Origin of the sequence: Pseudomonas paraversuta (genome assembly GCF_904067025.1) — a bacterium.
Taxonomy (GTDB): Bacteria; Pseudomonadota; Gammaproteobacteria; order Pseudomonadales; family Pseudomonadaceae; genus Aquipseudomonas; species Aquipseudomonas paraversuta.
The window spans coordinates 4,314,769-4,329,687 of sequence record NZ_CAJFDA010000001.1 but is presented as its reverse complement, the minus strand read 5'-3'; the positions used below and the strand labels follow the sequence as shown (position 1 = coordinate 4,329,687).

Annotated in this window: 13 protein-coding genes; 8 read left to right on the top strand and 5 right to left on the bottom strand. The window is 59.6% G+C overall.

Annotated elements, in window-relative coordinates; genetic code table 11:
• Nucleotides 1-40: 40 nt before the first annotated feature.
• Nucleotides 41-790, bottom strand: coding sequence for a carbonic anhydrase (locus JQ848_RS19675; RefSeq protein ID WP_003439381.1), 750 nt, complete (start codon nt 788-790; stop codon nt 41-43).
• Between the two features lie 210 nt (nt 791-1,000).
• The gene (locus tag JQ848_RS19670; RefSeq protein ID WP_003439384.1) at nt 1,001-1,948 is read right to left on the bottom strand and encodes a LysR family transcriptional regulator; all 948 of its coding nucleotides are present in this window, start codon (nt 1,946-1,948) and stop codon (nt 1,001-1,003) included.
• A 182-nt stretch (nt 1,949-2,130) separates the two neighbouring features.
• On the opposite strand from JQ848_RS19670, the gene JQ848_RS19665 reads away from it, so the two are divergent.
• Nucleotides 2,131-3,645: a CoA-acylating methylmalonate-semialdehyde dehydrogenase gene (locus tag JQ848_RS19665; RefSeq protein ID WP_003439386.1), complete on the top strand. Its 1,515-nt coding sequence runs from the start codon at nt 2,131-2,133 to the stop codon at nt 3,643-3,645.
• An 11-nt stretch (nt 3,646-3,656) separates the two neighbouring features.
• Nucleotides 3,657-4,544 (top strand): 3-hydroxyisobutyrate dehydrogenase, encoded by an 888-nt coding sequence (gene mmsB, locus JQ848_RS19660; RefSeq protein WP_202211049.1) that lies wholly within the window; start codon nt 3,657-3,659, stop codon nt 4,542-4,544.
• A 54-nt stretch (nt 4,545-4,598) separates the two neighbouring features.
• On the opposite strand, the gene JQ848_RS19655 is transcribed toward mmsB, so the two are convergent.
• The 3 genes from JQ848_RS19655 to JQ848_RS19645 form a co-directional block, all read right to left on the bottom strand.
• On the bottom strand, nt 4,599-4,943 hold the full coding sequence (locus tag JQ848_RS19655; protein ID WP_003439389.1) for a cupin domain-containing protein: 345 nt from the start codon (nt 4,941-4,943) through the stop codon (nt 4,599-4,601).
• Nucleotides 4,944-5,108: 165 nt separating this feature from the next.
• Nucleotides 5,109-6,512, bottom strand: coding sequence for an amino acid permease (locus tag JQ848_RS19650; RefSeq protein WP_003439390.1), 1,404 nt, complete (start codon nt 6,510-6,512; stop codon nt 5,109-5,111).
• Between the two features lie 137 nt (nt 6,513-6,649).
• Nucleotides 6,650-7,543, bottom strand: a complete 894-nt coding sequence (locus JQ848_RS19645) for a LysR substrate-binding domain-containing protein (RefSeq protein WP_060781833.1) — start codon at nt 7,541-7,543, stop codon at nt 6,650-6,652.
• Between the two features lie 106 nt (nt 7,544-7,649).
• Between JQ848_RS19645 and JQ848_RS19640 the strand changes: the two genes are divergently transcribed.
• From JQ848_RS19640 to JQ848_RS19615, 6 genes are all read left to right on the top strand, one after another.
• Entirely contained in the window at nt 7,650-8,414 is a 765-nt protein-coding gene (locus JQ848_RS19640; RefSeq protein WP_202211048.1) for a sulfite exporter TauE/SafE family protein, read from the top strand.
• A 167-nt stretch (nt 8,415-8,581) separates the two neighbouring features.
• On the top strand, nt 8,582-9,166 hold the full coding sequence (locus JQ848_RS19635; RefSeq protein ID WP_003439393.1) for an NADPH:quinone oxidoreductase MdaB: 585 nt from the start codon (nt 8,582-8,584) through the stop codon (nt 9,164-9,166).
• A 159-nt stretch (nt 9,167-9,325) separates the two neighbouring features.
• Nucleotides 9,326-10,237 carry a LysR family transcriptional regulator gene (locus JQ848_RS19630; protein WP_003439394.1) on the top strand — a complete coding sequence of 304 codons (912 nt, stop codon included), beginning with the start codon at nt 9,326-9,328 and terminating at the stop codon, nt 10,235-10,237.
• A 114-nt stretch (nt 10,238-10,351) separates the two neighbouring features.
• On the top strand, nt 10,352-11,245 hold the full coding sequence (locus JQ848_RS19625) for an NAD-dependent epimerase/dehydratase family protein (protein ID WP_003439395.1): 894 nt from the start codon (nt 10,352-10,354) through the stop codon (nt 11,243-11,245).
• Between the two features lie 176 nt (nt 11,246-11,421).
• A complete protein-coding gene (gene ggt / locus JQ848_RS19620) occupies nt 11,422-13,089 on the top strand; it encodes a gamma-glutamyltransferase (RefSeq protein WP_003439396.1) in 1,668 nt (555 codons plus the stop codon).
• Nucleotides 13,090-13,251: 162 nt separating this feature from the next.
• Nucleotides 13,252-14,697: a SulP family inorganic anion transporter gene (locus JQ848_RS19615; RefSeq protein WP_003439397.1), complete on the top strand. Its 1,446-nt coding sequence runs from the start codon at nt 13,252-13,254 to the stop codon at nt 14,695-14,697.
• The last annotated feature ends 222 nt before the right edge of the window (nt 14,698-14,919 follow it).

Genomic DNA, 14,919 nt, shown 5'->3' with positions numbered 1-14,919 from the left:
AAGCACGCAAAGGCTGCAGCCCGGGGACATGTTCAGGGTTCTAGGCGATCAACTCGACTTTGCCACTGTCGAGTTTATAGATGCCACCCACGATGTTCAGCTTTCCCTTGGCCAGCGCATCCGACAACAGGCTTGATTCACTTTTGAGGCGGGCCACTGTGTCTTTGACGTTTTGCGCGATGGCGTTGTCCAGCAGGTTTCCGGGCCGGGTTAACACCTTGGCCACCGAGGGCTTGATCGCATCCGCCAGCCCCTGAATCTGCCCGGGAAACTTCGCGCCGTCTTTCTGCGCCTTGACCCCGGCCGAGACCGCACCACAACTGTCGTGGCCGAGCACCATGATCAAAGGTGTTTCCAGTACGGCCACGGCATATTCCAGGCTTGCCAGGCCGTCGGACGTCACGAAATTACCCGCCACCCGCACCGCAAACAGGTCGCCGCGCGCGGTATCGAATGCATACTCCGGGGCGATTCTCGAGTCGGCGCAACCCAGCACGGCGGCATAGGGGTTTTGCCCGTTGACCAGGGCCTCACGCTCGGTCAGGAAGTCATGGCGCCGGGTCACGCCCTGGGCGTAACGGGCATTGCCTGCCATCAACCGCGTCAAAGCCTGTTGCGGGTCAAGCCGGTTTTGCGGTTTGGGGACCGGGCCGTCGCTGGCGGCTTGGGCCAGTTGCGCGGGCAGCGCGCCGGCCAGCATCAAAGCGCCGGCAGCGCCCCCCGCGAGGCGGAGGAAATTACGGCGATGATTGATGGTGGGTGCAGGTGACGGTTCGCAGGAAATGCACATGGGAGGGAACACTCTTGATGGATGAGGGCATGGAAGCCATGGCACCTCGGCTAATCGGAGGTCGGGGGCTGACAGTCGGAGCCCGGAGCCGCAGAGTAAGAGTGGTGAAAATTGGCGCCTATGGGATTTGTCCTAAATTTCTTAAGGCCGGCGGCGCGCAGCGCAGTACGCAGGTGCGGCTCTCCTGTGTCGGCTGCGCGTTAAGGACTGTTAATCGGCGAAGCGCATCTCGCGACTTTCCCCCAGCAACAACGGTGCATTCAGCTCCGTCACTTCGCGGATGTAATCCCACAACAGGGTAATCCGCTTGAGCTTCCTCAAATCCTCCCGGCAGTACATCCAGAACTGGCGTGTGAGGTTGATCTCGTCCGGCAGTACCGGCAGCAAACGCGGGTCCTGTGCCGCCAGAAAGCACGGCAGGATTGCCAACGAGCGGCCCTGCTGCGCCGCCACGAACTGCGCGATCACGCTGGTGCTGCGCAGGTTGGCGCTGGCGCCGGGCAGCACATTGGCCAGGTACAGCAACTCGGAACTGAACGCCAGATCGTCGACATAACTGATAAACGGGTGATCCACCAGGTCGGCCGCCCGGCGAATCGGCGGGTGCTGGTCCAGGTATTCCTGGGTAGCAAATAACTGCAACTGGTAGTCACACAGCTTGCAGCACACATACGGCCCGTGTTCCGGACGCTCCAGGGCAATCACGATGTCGGCTTCGCGCTTGGACAGGCTGATGAAGTGCGGTAACGGCAAGATGTCCACGGAAATGGCTGGGTAGGCATCCACGAAGTGGCTCAGCTGCGGGGTGATAAAAAAACTTCCGAAGCCCTCAGTGCAGCCCATTCGCACATGCCCCGACAGCGCCACGCCCGAGCCCGAAACCTGCTCGCAGGCCATGTGCAGCGTGCTCTCGATTGACTCGGCATAGCCCAGCAGACGCTGGCCTTCAGGGGTCAGGGTGAAGCCATTGGTACGGGATTTTTCGAATAGCAAGGTACCCAGCGCGGCTTCCAGCGAACTGATACGCCGTGACACGGTGGTGTAGTCCACCGCCAGGCGCTTGGCGGCGCTGCTGGCCTTGCGGGTGCGGGCCACCTCGAGAAAAAACTTCAGGTCGTCCCAGTTCAGTGCGCTTAACGATGTGATGTTTTTTTGCATGTTAGACCGGCTTTTATGTGCGTTCTTATTAGAAGAACGCACACCTATACTCCAAAAACAGTCCTGCGACCAATCCGGGCGCACCGGTGCACGACTTAATCTGTAGAAGCGAGCTTGCTTGCGAGCAAGCTCGCTCCTACAGATTGGCGTGACCGGACATAACAATAATTTCGGAGACTTCCATGAACGTTTCTACTACCCCGTACCAAAATGCCCGACTGCTGATCGATGGCGAGTGGGTCGAGTCCCAGACCACCGAGTGGCACGACATCGTCAACCCGGCGACTCAGCAAGTACTGGCCAAAGTCCCTTTCGCTACCCCCGATGAAGTCAACGCCGCTATCGCCGCAGCGCAACGCGCCTTCCAGACCTGGAAGCTGACGCCGATCGGCGCGCGGATGCGCATCATGCTCAAGTTGCAGGCGCTGATTCGTGAACACTCCAAGCGTATCGCCACGGTGCTCAGTGCCGAGCAGGGCAAAACCATTGCCGACGCCGAGGGCGATATTTTTCGCGGCCTGGAAGTCGTGGAGCACGCGTGCTCTATCGGTACCCTGCAGATGGGTGAGTTCGCAGAAAACGTTGCGAGCGGGGTGGATACCTACACCTTGCGTCAACCTATCGGCGTTTGTGCAGGCATCACGCCTTTCAACTTCCCGGCAATGATTCCGCTGTGGATGTTCCCGATGGCCATCGCCTGCGGCAACACCTTCGTCCTCAAACCGTCAGAACAAGACCCGCTGTCGACCCTGATGCTGGTGGAACTGGCTCTTGAAGCCGGGGTTCCACCAGGCGTGCTTAACGTGGTCCATGGCGGCAAGGACGTGGTGGATGCTCTGTGCACCCACGCCGATATCAAGGCTGTATCGTTCGTCGGTTCAACCGCCGTGGGCACCCACGTGTATGACCTGGCAGGCCGCCACGGCAAGCGCGTGCAATCGATGATGGGCGCCAAAAACCACGCCGTGGTACTGCCCGATGCCAATCGCCAGCAAACCCTGAATGCTCTGGTCGGCGCCGGTTTCGGTGCTGCCGGGCAACGCTGCATGGCCACCTCGGTGGTGGTGCTGGTGGGCGCGGCCAAACAATGGTTGCCGGACCTCAAGGCGCTGGCACAAAAGCTCAAGGTCAATGCCGGCAGCGAGGCGGGTACCGATGTCGGCCCGGTGATTTCCAAGCGTGCGAAAGAGCGCGTGCTGGGGCTGATTGAAAGCGGGATCAAGGAAGGCGCGGTACTGGAGCTGGATGGCCGCGATATCAAGGTCCCGGGCTTCGAGCACGGCAACTTTGTGGGGCCAACCCTGTTCTCGGGTGTCACCACCGACATGCAGATCTACACCCAGGAAATCTTCGGCCCGGTCCTGGTGGTGATTGAAGTCGATACCCTTGACCAGGCCATTGCGCTGGTCAACGCCAACCCGTTCGGCAATGGCACCGGCCTGTTCACCCAAAGCGGTGCGGCGGCGCGTAAATTCCAGAACGAAATCGACGTGGGCCAGGTCGGCATCAACATCCCGATTCCGGTGCCGGTCCCGTTCTTCAGCTTCACCGGTTCCCGTGGTTCCAAGCTGGGCGATCTGGGGCCGTACGGCAAGCAAGTGGTGCAGTTCTATACTCAGACCAAGACCGTCACCAGTCGCTGGTTCGACGATGACAGCGTGAATGATGGCGTCAACACCACCATCAATCTTCGTTGAGGGCACAGACCATGAATATTGCATTTATCGGCTTGGGCAACATGGGCGCACCGATGGCGCGCAACCTGCTCAAGGCCGGGCACTCGTTGAACCTTTTTGATCTGAACAAGGACATTCTGGCTGAACTGGCGGCCCTGGGCGGCCATGTCAGCGCTTCGCCCCGTGAGGCGGCCAAAGGTACTGAACTGGTGATCACCATGCTGCCGGCTGCCGCCCATGTGCGCAGCGTATGGCTGGGTGAAGACGGGGTGCTGGCCGGCATCGGCGAAGGTGTCCCGGCGGTGGATTGCAGCACCATTGACCCGCAGACCGCTCGCGATGTAGCGGGCGCGGCGGCCAAACAAGGCGTGCAAGTGGCCGATGCCCCGGTGTCCGGCGGCACCGGCGGGGCGCAGGCAGGCACCCTGACCTTTATGGTCGGTGCCAGCCAGGCCCTGTTCGATACGCTGCACCCGGTCCTTTCGCAAATGGGCCGCAACATAGTCCATTGTGGGGATGTGGGCACCGGCCAGGTGGCTAAAATCTGCAACAACCTGCTGCTGGGTATCTCCATGGTCGGGGTCAGTGAAGCCATGGCTCTGGGGGCGGCATTGGGTATCGACAGCGAAGTGCTGGCCGGGGTGATCAACAGTTCCACCGGACGCTGCTGGAGTTCCGAAATCTACAACCCGTGGCCGGGCATTGTGCCAACGGCACCCGCTTCGCGCGGCTACACCGGCGGTTTTGGTGCCGAGCTGATGCTCAAGGATCTGGGGCTGGCCACCGAAGCTGCACGTCAGGCGCATCAGCCCGTGGTCATGGGCGCAGTGGCGCAACAGTTGTACCAGGCAATGAGTTTGCGCGGAGAGGGCGGTAAAGACTTCTCGGCCATCATCAATAGCTATCGCAAGCCCGAATAGGGCATTTACGGGAGTCCGCGTCGGGCGGACTCCCGGTTTTTTGCGTGGTGCCAATCAGGCAAAGACAAAATACTTGCGCACTGTTTCAACCACTTCCCATGTGCCTTTCATCCCCGGCTCCACGATAAAGATATCCCCGGCCCGCAGATGAATCGGTTGTTTGCCCTCGGGGGTGATGATGCAGTAGCCCTCGCGGAAATCGCAGTACTCCCACTTCACGTATTCCACGTACCACTTGCCGGGCGTGCAAATCCAGGTGCCCATGATTTTGCTGCCATCATCGCTGGTGTAGGCATTGAGGTTCACGGTGTGCGGATCGCCTTCGAGCTTTTCCCATTTGCAGGCATCAAGCACGGGCAGGGGGTGGGTGTCGCGAAGTACGGTAATTGGCGCAGACATAAGGACTCCGGTAGATGGATCAAGACACGGATTTCAGCCTAACCGGCGGCGGTGTCCGGCAGATGTCTGGTTCCGACCCCCAGTGACCCGAATACGCAGCCTGCGGATACGAAAAAGCCCCGATCCTTGATGCAAGGACCGGGGCTTTGTTGTGTCAGGCAAGGATCAGCGCGGGTTTGCCAATGCTTTGCCCGTACGCAGGCGTACTTGATAGAACCCGTAAAGGATCAGCAGCCACACCGGGATCGCATACACCGACGCACGTACATCGGGGATCATCCAGATCACCGAGACGATGGTGGCCATGAACACCAGGCACAGGATGTTGCTGAACGGGAACCAGAACGCTTTGAACGAAGGCTTCACGCCCTGTACCGCCATGGCCTTGCGGAACTTGATATGGGTCAGGCTGATCAGCGCCCAGTTGATCATCAACGAAGCCACCACCAGCGCGAACAGCAACTCCAGTGCCTTGTGCGGCGCCAGGTAGTTGACCACTACACACAGCAAGGTCACCAGCGCCGACACCCCCAGTGCCCGCAATGGCACACCATTTTTGGTCAGCTTCATCAGCGCCTTGGGCGCATCGCCCTGTTCGGCCAGACCGAAGAGCATGCGGCTGTTGCAGTAAACGCCACTGTTATAGACCGACAGGGCGGCCGTCAGCACCACAAAGTTGAGGATCTGGGCGGCGGTATTGCTGCCGATCAAGGCAAAAATCTGCACGAACGGGCTGCTGCCGTATGCATCCCCACCGGCGCCAAGGGTCACCAACAACTGGTCCCAGGGGTACAGCGCCAACAGAACAGTCAGGGCGCCGACGTAGAAAATCAGAATCCGGTACACCACCTGGTTGATGGCTTTTGGGATCACTTTTTTCGGTTCGCTGGCTTCGGCGGCGGTGATACCCACCAGCTCCAGGCCACCGAAGGAGAACATGATAAAGGCCATGGCCATCAGCAAACCGGTGCCGCCATTGGGGAAGAATCCGCCGTGGCTCCACAGGTTGCTGAATGAGGCTTGGGAGCCGCCGGTGCCGCTGATCAGCAGATAGCAACCCAGCACTATCATGCCGACAATCGCCACCACCTTGATGATCGCGAACCAGAACTCCATCTCGCCGAAGACCTTCACGTTCAGGGTATTGATCAGGTTGACCAGCACAAAGAACACCACGGCACTGACCCAGGTCGGAACCTCGGGCCACCAGAACTGGATGTATTTGCCGACCGCAGTCAGTTCGGCCATGCCCACCAGCACGTACAGCACCCAATAGTTCCAGCCCGACAGAAAGCCCGCATAGCCGCCCCAGTACTTATGGGCAAAGTGGCTGAACGAGCCGGCCACGGGTTCTTCGACGATCATCTCGCCGAGCTGGCGCATGATCAGAAACGCGATAAAGCCGGCAATCGCATAACCGAGAATCATCGACGGCCCTGCGGACTTGAGCACGCCCGCCGAGCCCAGAAACAGCCCGGTACCGATAGCGCCGCCCAGGGCAATCAGCTGGATATGACGATTTTTCAAACCGCGTTTGAGTGTGACCGGGGGGGAGTTAGCGTCAGCCATCGGGTGCCTTGTGGGTGGTTATTCTCAATGATGATGAAATCAACGGGACGACAGGCGCCGCGTTGGGTCAGCAAGCCCCGGATATTACTCTTGGTAAAAATTCAGGCATACAGGCGAACAGTACTCTAGGAAGTTTCTTATCGGTTATCCGGGGTCGATAGCGCCCCAAGCAGGGTTTGCGCACAGGCCGGTAATTGTTCGAAGGAGCGGGCGCACAGCAGCAGTTTGCGGTCTGCCCAGGGCTCATTCAGGGGCACTGCCTTGAAGGTGCGCGGTGCCTGCCAGCGTTCGATGGTGGCCTTGGGCACTATGCCCAGCCCGGCGCCCCGGGCGACCATGCGCAAGACCCCATCAAAGCCCTCGGCCCGGATGCGCACCTGCATGCGGCAACCGCTGTGCAGCGCCTGCTCTTCCAGATACACGGCCAGTGCACTGCTGGCTGACAGTCCAACATAGTCATGGCTCAAGGTGTCGCTGAACCTGAGCTGCGGCAGACTGGAGAGCGGATGCTCCTGGGGTAGCACCAGCACCAGCGGATCATCGCGAAAGGGCCGGGTTTGCAGATCCCGGGTATCGACTGCATTGGAAACTATCCCGATATCGGCGGCGTCCTGGCGCAGGGCATGGGTGATACGCAGGCTGGTCAATTCGTGCTGGTCGACGCTGATATGGGGATGCTGGCGTACAAAATCGGCCAGCAACTCGGGCAGATATTCGGTAAGGGCTGCGGTATTGCACAGCAACCGTACCTGGCCTTTAAAGCCCTGGGCGTATTCGGCCAGATCGTGATTCATGCGTTCCACCTGTCGCAGCAGCAGCCGGGCATGTTGCGCCAGCGCCTGGCCCGCAGGTGTCGGGCTGATGCCCCGCCGGCTGCGTTGCAAGAATGCCACCCCCAGCGCCGCTTCCATCGCCCTGATGCGCGCACTGGCGGCGGCCAGGGACAAATGGCTGAGACCGGCGCCCGCGGTGATGCTGCCGGTCTGCAGGCAATTGAGATACAGCCGTAAATCCACCAGATCGAAGTGCATAAGCCTCCATGCCACCTGCCTTGGTAAATAAGCCTCTTGTCATGCAAGAGGCTGGCTCAGTATATGACGCATTTCCAACCCCGGCACCGTGGCCCAGCATAGGGCCATGAAAACACTCTTCGAGTTCTACCAAAACCTTGGCTGGTCCCTGTCACTGCTGGTGCTGCTGACTTTTCTGGTGGCCGGAACGGTCAAGGGGGTGATTGGCCTCGGCTTGCCGACGGTAGCCATGGGCTTGCTGGGTCTGGCTATTGCCCCGGCACAGGCAGCGGCATTGCTGATCATCCCGTCCATCGTCACCAATACCTGGCAACTGGCTGCGGGCGGCCGGCTACGCGGGCTGATAAAGCGGCTGTGGCCGATGCAACTGGGGATTTTGCTGGGCACCGGCCTTGGCATGCTGTGGCTCAGCAGTGATGGCGGCAGCTGGGTGGTACGGGCTTTGGGCATGGCCTTGTTGCTGTATGCCTTGAGCGGGCTGTTTCTGCCCGTGCTGCGGGTCGCGCCACGGATGGAGAACTGGCTGGGGCCAACCTGCGGGTTGATCACCGGGATCATTACCTCGGCCACCGGTGTGTTTGTAATCCCTGCCGTGCCGTATCTGCAGGCCCTGGGCTTAAGCAAAAATCAGCTGGTACAGGCATTGGGATTGTCCTTCAGCGTCTCCACCTTGGCCCTGGCTGCCGGGCTTTACTGGCGCGGTAGTCTGGGTGGCGGCGAGCTCAATGGGTCATTGCTGGCGCTGCTGCCCGCCATGCTCGGCATGTGGCTGGGTCAATGGCTGCGTCAGCGCATCAGCGGCGCATTATTCAAATCCGTATTTTTTATCGGTATGGCGCTATTGGGTATGCATCTGCTAATTGCTGGTTAAAGGTTTTGGCAACAATATGGAAGCTATTCGTGCTTGATAAGCAAAGGTGATTTGCTCCGATGCGGGTTTTTCCCAAGGGCAGTGATCGATACCCTGCCAGGTATTAAATCTTTAACACCCGAAGGCCGCTCAACAGCGCTGAGGGTTAATCCCGAATGAGGCTGATGATGAAAAAAATACTCTTGCTTAACGGTGCCAAAAAATTTGCCCACTCCGATGGTCGCTACAACCTGACCATGCACGACACTGCGCTGGCTTTTTTCGATCGCCAGGGCTTCGAAGTCAAAGTCACCCACATCGATGAAGGCTATGACGTGGCCGAGGAAGTCGAGAAATTCCTGTGGGCCGACGTGATCATTTATCAAATGCCGGGCTGGTGGATGGGCGCCCCCTGGATCGTTAAAAAGTACATCGACGAAGTCTTCACCGAAGGTCACGGAAAACTCTACGCCAGTGACGGCCGTACCCGTTCCGACGCTTCGCAGCGCTATGGCAGCGGTGGTTTGATTCACGGCAAAAAGTACATGCTGTCGCTGACCTGGAACGCACCGCAGCAAGCCTTTGATGATCCGGCCGACTTCTTCGAAGGCAAAGGCGTGGACGCGGTGTACTTCCCGTTCCACAAGGCCAATGAGTTCCTTGGCATGAGCGCCTTGCCGACCTTCCTGTGTGTCGACGTGATGAAACGTCCACAACCCCAGGACGATGCCGCCCGTTACGAGCAACACCTGAAACAAGTGTTCGCCATCTAACGCCTGCAATTGCGGTAGTCGCTGACTCGCGGAGCGCGGCTGCGAGCCGTTTGATTGCGCACCGCGGGACTGCTATCAGTGTGAAATTGCTACCCTGATCGCAGCCTCGCTTCGCGAGTCAGCGACTACGCTGCAGGCAGTTACCAATGAGGGGCACGTGTGAAAGCCAGATCCGATGAGCTGCAAATCTTTGTTTCAGTGATTGAGTGCGGCTCCATTTCCGCGGCTGCCGAACAGGCCGGACAAACCCCTTCGGCGGTCAGCCGTACCTTGTCACGGCTGGAGGCCAAGCTCGAAACCACCTTGATCAACCGCACCACGCGGCGCATGGACCTGACCGAGGAGGGCAAGTTTTTCTTCGAGCGGGCCAAGCTGATCCTGGAGCAAATGGATGAGCTTGAAGACCGTTTGATTTCCCACCAGCGCACGCCTTCCGGGCGTCTGCGGATCAATGCCGCCTCGCCGTTCATGCTGCATGCCATCGTGCCGTATATCAGCGAGTTCCGTGAGCTCTACCCCGAGATCCAGCTGGAGCTCAACAGTAATGATCTGATCATCGACTTGCTGGAGCAAAGCACTGACATCGCGATCCGCATCGGTACCCTGGCCGATTCAACCTTGCACGCCCGCTCATTGGGCTGCAGCCCCTTGAGCATTCTCGCCAGCCCCGACTACATCGCCCGCCACGGCGCCCCCGGCAGCGTCGCCGATCTGGCCAGTCACACCCTGATCGGTTTTACCCAAAATGACGGTTTGAACCAATGGCCGTTGCGTTATGCACAAGGCGATCGCTGGGCCATCGAGCCGCACATCAGTGCTTCCAGTGGCGAGACGGTCCGCCATCTGGCGCTGCAAGGGCAGGGCATCGCCTGCCTGTCGCATTTCATGACCCATGAAGACGTCAAGACCGGGCGCCTGCAAGTGCTGCTGGGCGAATTCAACAGCGGCTACCGCCAGCCGATCCACGCGGTGTACTACCGCAACTCGCAGCTGGCGCTACGCATTCAGTGCTTTCTGGACTTCATCCAGGACAAGCTCGCCAGCTATGCGGTGCCGTACTTCAAAGGGTAAATCCCCGCGCATTAGTGATCTGTACGCAAGACTGAATTGGTCCGCGGCGGGTTTTTCCACTGCCCTCACTCTTCGATACTGGCGGCATCACTTATTTCACGCGGGAGTCACTCCATGAAGGTTTTCGTTACCGGCGCAGCAGGATTTATCGGCGGTTCAATTGCCAGCGCTTTGGTCAAGGCCGGGCATCAGGTCACGGGTCTGGTGCGCAACACGGATCAGCAACAGGAAATGCTCGCCCTTGGCATCACGCCGGTGCTGGGCGCCCTGGATGACAGCGACTTGCTCGCCAAGCAGGCCAGCCAGGCGGATGCGGTGATCAACGCGGCCAGCAGCGACCATCGGGGCGCCGTCGAAGCCTTGCTCAAGGCCCTGCGCGGCAGCGGCAAAGTGTTTTTGCACACCAGCGGTTCGAGCATTGTTGGCGACGCCTCGGGTGGCAAGGCCAGCGACGTTGTCTACTACGAAGGTCAGTTGCCCGAGCCGAGCGTCGACAAGGCGGCGCGGGTTGCCATCGACAATCTGGTACTGGCGGCGGCCAACGACAATGTACGTTCAGCGGTCATCTGCAACACCCTGATTTACGGCCACAGCCTTGGGGTAAAACGCGACAGCGTGCAACTGCCGCGCCTGCTCAAACAGGCCCGCAAGAGCGGAGTCGTGCGTCATGTCGGCAGCGGGCAAAACATCTGGTCCAACGTGCATATCGACGACGTCGTGGCCCTGTACCTGCTGGCACTGGAAAACACCCCGGCCGGGACTTTCTACTTTGTTGAAAGTGGCGAAGCGGCGTTTGCCGACATGAGCAACGCCATCGCCCGGGTGCTGGGGCTGGGTGAAGCCCACGACTGGCCGCTGGCCGATGCTGAAGCTGAATGGGGCTATGAAATGGCCAACTACGGCCTGGGTTCCAACAGCCGGGTACGCGGCAAAAACGCCCGCGAACTGCTGGGCTGGACGCCGCAACGCAGCAGCGTGGTGGAGTGGATCAAAAACCAAATGCTGTAACCCCTGATCTCTGCCCCCCGCAGGAGCGAGCTCTTTTGCGCCCAAGCTCGCTCCTGCTGTTCTTGGATAGCTTTTCGGTTTGTGCACAGGCCCGCATTTTTACTTTTGTTGTTTGTAAACGTTTCTGAAATCAGACAATGTTCGGCATCGTTATACAAAAATAAAAGGAAGTTCCAATGCGTGTTGTATGGTTCAAAACCCTGGCCTTGACGGCTGCCATCGCAGCCAGCTGTTCAGCCTATGCCGTTACGCTGGAAGGCGGGGCAGTCGCCGCCCCGGATCAGTACGGCGCTGAAGTCGCGGCGCAAATTCTTAAAAAAGGCGGCAACGCAGTCGATGCCGCAGTCGCAACCGCCTTCACCCTGGCCGTGACTTACCCCGAAGCCGGTAACATTGGTGGCGGTGGTTTCATGACCCTGTTTATCGATGGCAAACCCTACTTCCTCGACTATCGCGAAACGGCGCCCAAGGCTGCCAGCCGCGATATGTACCTCAATGACAAAGGCGAAATCATCGAGAACCTGAGCCTGGTCGGCTCGCGCGCCGCTGGCGTGCCGGGTACGGTGATGGGCCTGTGGGAAGTCCATCAGCGCTTTGGCAAATTGCCATGGAGCGAGTTGTTGACCCCCGCCGTGGGCTACGCGAAAAACGGCTTCAAGGTGGCCGATCAGCAATACCAGTACCGCGAAGATGCGTTGGCGCTGTTCAAGGGCACCACCAATTTCAGCGACTATTTCGGCAGCATGAAACCTGGCGAAACCTTCAAGCAGCCTGAACTGGCCGCCACCCTGGAACGTATTGCCGACCAGGGCGCCAAAGAGTTCTACCACGGCCAGACCGCCGACCTGCTGATTGCCCAGATGCAGCAGGACAAGGGCCTGATCACCAAAGAAGATCTGAATGACTACAAGGTCAACTGGCGTGAGCCGATGCGGGTCGATTTCCGCGGCAACAGCTTGTACACCGCACCGCTGCCAAGTTCTGGCGGTATCGCACTGGCGCAACTGATCGGCATCAAGGAAGACCGCGCCGCGGACTTCAAAGGTGTCGAACTGAACTCGGCACCTTACATCCACCTGTTGTCCGAAATTGAAAAGCGCGTGTTTGCCGACCGTGCCGATTACCTAGGTGATCCGGACTTCGGCAAGATGCCGGTGGCCGAGTTGACCGACCCGGCCTACATCGCCAAGCGGGCAAAAGAAGTGAACCCGAAAGCGATTTCGCCGACGGCCAATATCAAGCCCGGACTTGAGCCGCATCAGACCACGCACTTCTCCATTGTCGATAAAGACGGCAACGCCGTCAGCAACACCTACACCCTGAATTGGGATTACGGCAGTGGCGTCGTGGTCAAAGGCGCGGGCTTCCTGCTCAACGATGAAATGGACGACTTCAGCTCCAAGCCGGGCGTGGCCAACGCCTTTGGTGTGGTGGGGGGCAATGCCAACGCCATCGAGCCGGGCAAGCGCATGTTGTCGTCGATGAGCCCGAGCCTGGTGACCCGTGATGGTCAGGTCACCCTGGTGCTAGGTACGCCGGGCGGTTCGCGGATCTTCACCTCGATCTTCCAGGTGCTGAACAATATCTACGACTACAACCTGCCGCTGGAAAAAGCCGTGGCCGCCCAGCGGGTACATCACCAGTTGCTGCCTAAAGACACGATCTACTACGACGCCTACGCGCCGCTCACCGGCAAAGTTGCCGATGAGCTCAAAGCCATGGGCTACACCCTGGAGGATCAGGGCTGGAACATGGGTGATATACAGGCGATCCGGGTTAACGGCACCCAGCTGGAAACCGCCTCTGACCCCCGTGGTCGCGGGGTTGGCAAGGTTGTGAAGTAAGAACACCCTGAAAAACCTGTAGGAGCGAGCTTGCTCGCGAGCTCTGCGCTGAAAAGCTCGCGAGCAAGCTCGCTCCTACGGTTATCCCGCATCTTCGCAATTTGTTACCATTCTTTTTTCGATACCCCCTCCGCTTTTCCCGCCCCGAATTTTAGGTACGCCATGAAACTCACACGTCTGCGCGCTGATGCCCTGGCCGGACTCACGACGTCGTTTGCCCTGCTGCCCGAGTGCATCGCTTTCGCGCTGGTAGCCCACCTCAATCCGTTGATGGGGCTGTATGGCGCGTTCATCATTTGCACCCTTACCGCGCTCTTCGGCGGCCGGCCGGGCATGGTCTCCGGTGCTGCCGGCTCCATGGCCGTGGTGATTGTCGCGCTGGTGGTGCAACACGGCGTGCAATACCTGCTGGCCACTGTGCTGCTGGGCGGTCTGATCATGCTGGCGTTCGGGCTGCTCAGGCTCGGCAAGCTGGTGCGCATGGTGCCGCACCCGGTGATGCTGGGCTTCGTCAACGGCCTGGCGATCATCATTGCCATGGCCCAGCTGGATCATTTCAAGGATGGTGCAACCTGGCTGAGCGGCGCGCCGTTGTACCTGATGATCGGGCTGGTGGCGCTGACCATGGCCATCGTTTATTTGCTGCCCCGGGTGACCCGGGCCGCGCCGCCGGCCCTGGTGGCAATCCTCGGGGTCGGGCTGGCGGTTTATCTGCTGGGTTTGCCGACCCGCACCCTGGGTGACATGGCGCATATTGCCGGCGGCTTGCCGACGTTCAGCCTGCCCGATATCCCGTGGAACCTGGAAAGCCTGGGCATCATTGCGCCCTACGCCATCGTCATGGCGCTGGTGGGCCTGCTGGAAACCCTGCTGACCCTGAACCTGACCGATGAAATCACCGAAAGCCGTGGTTATCCGGACCGCGAGTGCGTGGCGCTGGGCGCCGCGAACATGGTATCGGGCGTGTTTGGCGGCATGGGTGGCTGCGCCATGATCGGCCAGACCGTGGTCAACCTCAGCTCTGGCGGACGCGGTCGCCTGTCCGGGGTAACGGCCGGGATCATGATCTTGCTGTTCGTATTGTTTCTGTCGCCGTTTATCGAGCGCATTCCATTGGCGGCGCTGGTGGGCGTGATGTTTGTGGTCGCGCAACAAACCTTTGCCTGGGCCTCATTGCGGGTGCTGAACAAGGTGCCGTTGAACGATGTTCTGGTGATTGTCGCGGTAACGGTGATCACCGTGTTCACCGATCTGGCCGTTGCGGTGTTGTGCGGGGTCATCATCGCGGCCCTCAATTTTGCCTGGCAGCAGGCGCGCCAGCTGTACGCCGACACCTATCTGGAAACTGATGGCAGCAAGCTTTACCGGGTCCATGGCACCTTGTTTTTTGCCTCGACGGCGGCCTTTCTCAAACAGTTCGATCCTGCTGGCGACCCGGCCAGAGTGACCCTGGATTGCAGCCATCTGAGCTTTGTCGACTACTCGGCCATTGCCGCGCTGGACACCCTGCGCGAGCGTTACACAAAAGCGGGCAAACACCTGCGGGTCCTGCATTTGTCCGAGCGCAGCAAAAAACTGCTCAAGCGCGCCCGCGTCCACCACGAGTAACCTCCCGCCTATTTGTAGGAGCGAGCTTGCTCGCGAGCTTTTCAGACAGCTCGCGAGCAAGCCGCTCCTACAGACCCAGCCCCAGCCCCAGCCCCGATCGATGAAAATACACCCCCGTGATTTTCATTTCGGCCTGTCGTCCATGCCTGATCGCGACAACACATATCGTTGCGCGAAAATTACTTTCATAAAGATTGTTAATTCACCCCGGTAATGCTTTTT